Origin of the sequence: Neobacillus novalis NBRC 102450, assembly GCF_001591805.1 — a bacterium.
GTDB classification, from domain to species: Bacteria; Bacillota; Bacilli; order Bacillales; family Cytobacillaceae; genus Neobacillus; species Neobacillus novalis.
This window is the reverse complement of sequence record NZ_BCVP01000083.1, coordinates 1-4,650: the sequence shown is the minus strand read 5'-3', so window position 1 is coordinate 4,650 and position 4,650 is coordinate 1. Positions and strand designations below refer to the sequence as shown.

Annotated in this window: 5 protein-coding genes and 1 pseudogene; 2 read left to right on the top strand and 4 right to left on the bottom strand. The window is 35.7% G+C overall.

Translation table 11 applies throughout. The features are described 5' to 3' along the window. Positions 1–166: 166 nt before the first annotated feature. Positions 167–553 carry a transporter gene (locus BANVL01_RS27100; RefSeq protein WP_082805160.1) on the bottom strand — a complete coding sequence of 129 codons (387 nt, stop codon included), beginning with the start codon at positions 551–553 and terminating at the stop codon, positions 167–169. Positions 554–957: 404 nt separating this feature from the next. Between BANVL01_RS27100 and BANVL01_RS26360 the strand changes: the two genes are divergently transcribed. Continuing rightward, positions 958–1,173: a hypothetical protein gene (locus BANVL01_RS26360; RefSeq protein ID WP_066093010.1), complete on the top strand. Its 216-nt coding sequence runs from the start codon at positions 958–960 to the stop codon at positions 1,171–1,173. An 80-nt stretch (positions 1,174–1,253) separates the two neighbouring features. Here the strand turns inward: BANVL01_RS26360 and BANVL01_RS26355 are convergent, their stop codons facing one another. The 3 genes and pseudogenes from BANVL01_RS26355 to BANVL01_RS26345 all read right to left on the bottom strand — a co-directional run bounded on the left by BANVL01_RS26355 (position 1,254) and on the right by BANVL01_RS26345 (position 3,610). Continuing rightward, positions 1,254–2,480 (bottom strand): NAD(P)/FAD-dependent oxidoreductase, encoded by a 1,227-nt coding sequence (locus tag BANVL01_RS26355; protein WP_066093007.1) that lies wholly within the window; start codon positions 2,478–2,480, stop codon positions 1,254–1,256. Between the two features lie 142 nt (positions 2,481–2,622). Beyond that, positions 2,623–3,075 (bottom strand): staygreen family protein, encoded by a 453-nt coding sequence (locus BANVL01_RS26350; protein WP_066097055.1) that lies wholly within the window; start codon positions 3,073–3,075, stop codon positions 2,623–2,625. A gap of 113 nt (positions 3,076–3,188) precedes the next feature. Beyond that, positions 3,189–3,610 (bottom strand): annotated as a pseudogene (locus BANVL01_RS26345) (GNAT family N-acetyltransferase). A gap of 263 nt (positions 3,611–3,873) precedes the next feature. Here BANVL01_RS26345 and BANVL01_RS26340 point away from each other — a divergent pair. Beyond that, positions 3,874–4,650 (top strand): nuclease/transposase family protein (locus BANVL01_RS26340; protein ID WP_501193479.1); only part of this gene is annotated, 777 nt, incomplete at its 3' end.

Sequence of the window (4,650 nt, the reverse complement as noted above, 5' to 3'; positions counted from 1 at the left end):
TTAAAGAACGCCGTTAGTTTCATAATAAAAAGCCGCCAATTAAGGCAGCCTGATCTTAAAGTAAAGCACCCGAAACTTTAAGTGAAATTCTTCACAATTCGTTTAGTTATGCAAACAAGCAAAAGGCGATGCCCTTATTCAAGCATCACCCTCGAAAATTATTGTTTTAAAAACACGTAAACGAAATAATTCTCCTTGTATCAATACCAAAAATCATCCAGGACCAACCATTCCATCTGAAACCAGCAACAGATCTTGGGCCTACGAAAATGGGATAAAACCAAAACCCTTCACCATTGTTAAGCCATAAAAAAGTATTACGAAACAGGCACAACCTAATTGCTCCTGGATCAACAGCAAATGGTGAAGCAGCTGCTTGTTGAGGAATAAATGATGGAGGAGGAGCAGTTGGAGCTTGTGGAATTTGTGATCCGGGTAGACCTGGTAAACCTGATGGTCCCGGAAACTCAGGCCCTGGTAAACCCGGTAAACCCGGTAAACCCGATGGTCCCGGAAACGAGGGCGCTGGTAAACTTGGAAATTGACGGTCCAATTGCTGATCATAATTTACATAGGAGTTACTGTCTGATTATACATTTAAAAGATCACCACCTTATTTTAAATAAATCTCTAAAGTATTAGTATGTTGTACTGTTCTTTTGTGAAGCTTATTCGCAGTCTAAATTACTGCCAATTGGCTTCCTAAAAATATACAATAAGAGGCACCATCACATGCCCATCTAGCTAAGAACAAAATATAACTTGAAGTTGTCCTACTAACTGAAAATTCAATATTGGTGGTATTTTTATACGACCTCCTTTCATCAATAGAATAACAGGAGTTGAATGTATCCGTCCGACTTTATTTGCACCAATTTGTCGGTTAATTTTTGGCATTATGATTATTATCAGAATTGAACCTAACTGTTAATCATATATTAATAAGAGGTGATTAAAATGGATAGACATCTTAAACAAACATTTGATATCAGGACTTTGCAAATTGGTGTGATGGTCAATGCTGGAGTTTTGCAAATTGGTTCGGGGGGTGCTAAAACTCCACGAGTCACTCCTGTTGGATTTACTACAGTTGGAACTACATTAATTCCTCTAGGAGCGGCTCCTCTACAAATTGCTGTCCCATTACAATCACCAGTACGTCAGAAATTATAGATTTGACCTTGAGCCAGGAGGGGCGGTTTGCCTGGCTTTTTGTTCGACCGATAATTTAAAGGCAAAACCGTCCCCATTTTTCATCCTTTGTTTAGCAAAGGGCGTTCTTGCAAGTATAGAGCTAAATCTGGACAGTTCCCTTTAACAATCTCCTTTACAATAATCTTCGATAACAATTGGCTGTAAACCGTACCATTATCACCAAAGGCAAATAAAAAATAGCTATTAGGATATTCCTCATATTTACCAATAATCGGAATGCCATCCAATGTTCCTCCATAAAATGCAGCTAAGTAATATTCTGGCTTTACTTTAATAGTAGGAAACATTTTATTAAATTCTTCAATCAGTTTATTCTTTTTGTGAATCAGTTTACTATCACGATCTTCAGGGTAGGTAGTATTATCATCAAGTCCGCCTATAATTATCCGATTATCTTTAGTTGTACGCATAAATAAATAGGGACGGGCGGTTTCCCAAATGAGTGTCCTGTTATACCATTCGGAGAGATCGTCGACTGGATTGGTTGTTACCGTATATGTACTGACAAAGGAGGCTTTTTTCTCTTTTTTGATTTCCATTCCTTCATAACCAGCTGCAAAAATAATATAGCGTGCTTTTATTGAATGCCCACTCTTTGTCGAAATAATCATCTTTCCTAGTTCTTTATCGTAATGGTGACCGTTCATTTCCGTATTTTCATATATCCGGATTCCTTTTTGTGCTGCGTAATCCAATAGTGCATGGGTGAATCGGAACGGGTTAATTTCTGCATCATTATATGAGTAAATAGCGGCATCCCTGCTAAATGGATATTTTGCTTCAATCTCTTCCTTTGTTAAAAAAGAAAGTTCACAGTTATGCTGCTTTAAAAATTCATATTCCTTTTTTAGACTTTCAACATCTTCTGCACAGCTTGCGGAATATAGGGTATCTCTTCTGCTGAACTCACAATCAATGGTGACGTTCTTTGAGGCTGCTTCAATTTCATTAATGGATTCCTTTAATAATTGTAAATGCCTTTCTATGTAATCTGCTCCAAAAGTGTTGATCATATCTGTAAACATTTTTTCACCAGAGTATTGAATGAGGGCTGTATTCGTGCTGGTACTGCCGCTGCCAATTTTTGATTTTTCAATTACAGCCACTTCTAAGTTAGCATCAGCAAGATAATATGCACACTGTGCCCCGGAGCTTCCACCCCCAATAATTAATACATCACAAGATAGGTCTTCTTCAAGTGCTGGGTATGATGGAGCATCAGGGAAAGTAGTGGGCCAATAATAGGTTCCAGATTGTAAATTCATTTATATCCCCCAGTTATCAAAAAGTATAATGTTAATATATCCAACCACATTTTGAACATACAAAAAATCGCACCGGGACTGGTCACGGTGAACTGTACAAAAAGGGGCCTCTGTATACGAATGAACCGGAACAGGATTACGTTTAGCTGGTAATACTTTGGAAGGTTCCCCAATTTTCCTGTTTTGCAAACTGAGGATAAGCGGACATAAAGTTAATAATGAGGGGAGCTTGATCTAAATGAGGGTATGCGTTGAAAAAAAACCTATCACCGTATCGAATCGCTGTTAATGCAAGGGGGAGTTCACGTCTAAATATTTCATTGCGTTTTGCTGATATATTTTGGTTATATTGTCCTTGATCGATAGATAAATAAACACAATAAAATAAGGAATTTCCTCTTTGTTTCCATTCACCTAATACTTCATCTCTCATGGGATTGATTTTATCCCAGGCATAATCAATTCCGATGTTCAAAAATAAATCACCAGTTAAATCAGAGTGAGTTAGTGTGTAACGCCTTGGAATAACAGGTTCCGTAATAGTAATACCGGTCCTGTATTGCACAGAAAGTTTTTCAGGAATAAAATTGCTCAAAGCAATCAACTCCAATCGTTTTTTTATCATTATGCCGATGATCGTTTGTCTATTCGTTCCAGTGCCTGTTTCGTCCATTTTCATTTCATTTCATTAAGAGTTCATCTGGAACATTATTTAGATTTAAAATAAATTATCTCTGGGTCTCCTACATCTAAATTTTCTATAAATCCACTTTTTATGAACCCATTTGTTTTAAATACTTCCTGCATTCTTTTGTTGGATTGATTGGTTGAAGAAAATATTTTCTTAGTTGGTGATATATATATATAAAATACTGAATAAGTGATGTGGCATATCCTTTTCGTCTTTCAGTTGGTTTCACTATTATTAAAGCAATAAAGCTGCAATCAAAGAAATGAGTATCAAAAATTAAAAATCCTACAATCAAAGCGTCTATTTTAATAACTATGCATCTCTCTTCTTCGACTGCTTTTTGGATGTATTTTCTCCTCCTATCGTCACCAATTACTTCGGAATCCATTTTAACTATTTCGTCTAAATCGTTTATTTTTGCTTTCATCAAAGATTTCAAATTAAAGTCTCCTTTTTGTATTACCTATAAGAAATTCGACTCGTATAATACATTTCCTTCTTGAAATCTTCTGTCCCTGTGGAATTTGGCCTGGAATTGGCAGGAAAAAAGTATTTTTTATCATAAAGCAGTGTAAAACCCCTAACTTCAGATATGGGGATATAACCTGTTATTTTACTTTTGGAAATGGCCAAATACTTTGTATTCTATCAACCTATTTGATATAATAAGAACATATGTTCCGTTTTAAGGAGGTGAAAAGAATGTATAGCGCCTATAAAATACAAATCCATTCAAATCATGAACTATTCGAATATTGTGATTCTCTCTGCTTCAAAGCCAAAAATTTGTATAATATTACAAATTACTACGTTCGACAGGTATATACAGCTCTGAAGGTAGAAAAGAAAAATGAAAATCAACTACAAGTACTGATGGATATCGAAACATATTTACCGATAATGAATGAAATTCGACAAAAACACTATGAAAAGGAAATGGTAAAACCTAAGAAAGTAGATAAAAATGGTAAAGAAATCGAACCGAAGCTAAAACTCTTTAAAATGCCAACCAAAGATCATTCATTCATTGGGTATAGTTTTGTAGATGCCTTATTTAAAGTCATGAAGCAGATTGATTACACTTCCATGCCGTCTCAGTCCAATCAACAAACAATGAAAAAGGTATTTGATGATTGGAAGAGTTTTTTTGAAGCGTCAAAAAAATATAAAATCAATCCAAGCTGCTTTTCGGGTAAACCAAAGATTCCTAAATATAAATCAAAAACAGGCAGAACAACGTGTTATTTAACGAATCAAATCACAGCAATCAAGGAAGGAAATGTTCTCAAGTTACCGGGAACAAGCTTTCAACTGAAATTAGGAAAGGTAGCCCTTTCAGAAGGAAAGCTACAACAGATTCGAATCGTCCCTTCTTATGGTCAATATGTTGTGGAAGTCGTTTTCAAAGCGGAACAGCAAGAAATGGCGATTGTAAGAACAGCAGAACAAATCAATAAATTCATTTTCGAGCCGAAAAGA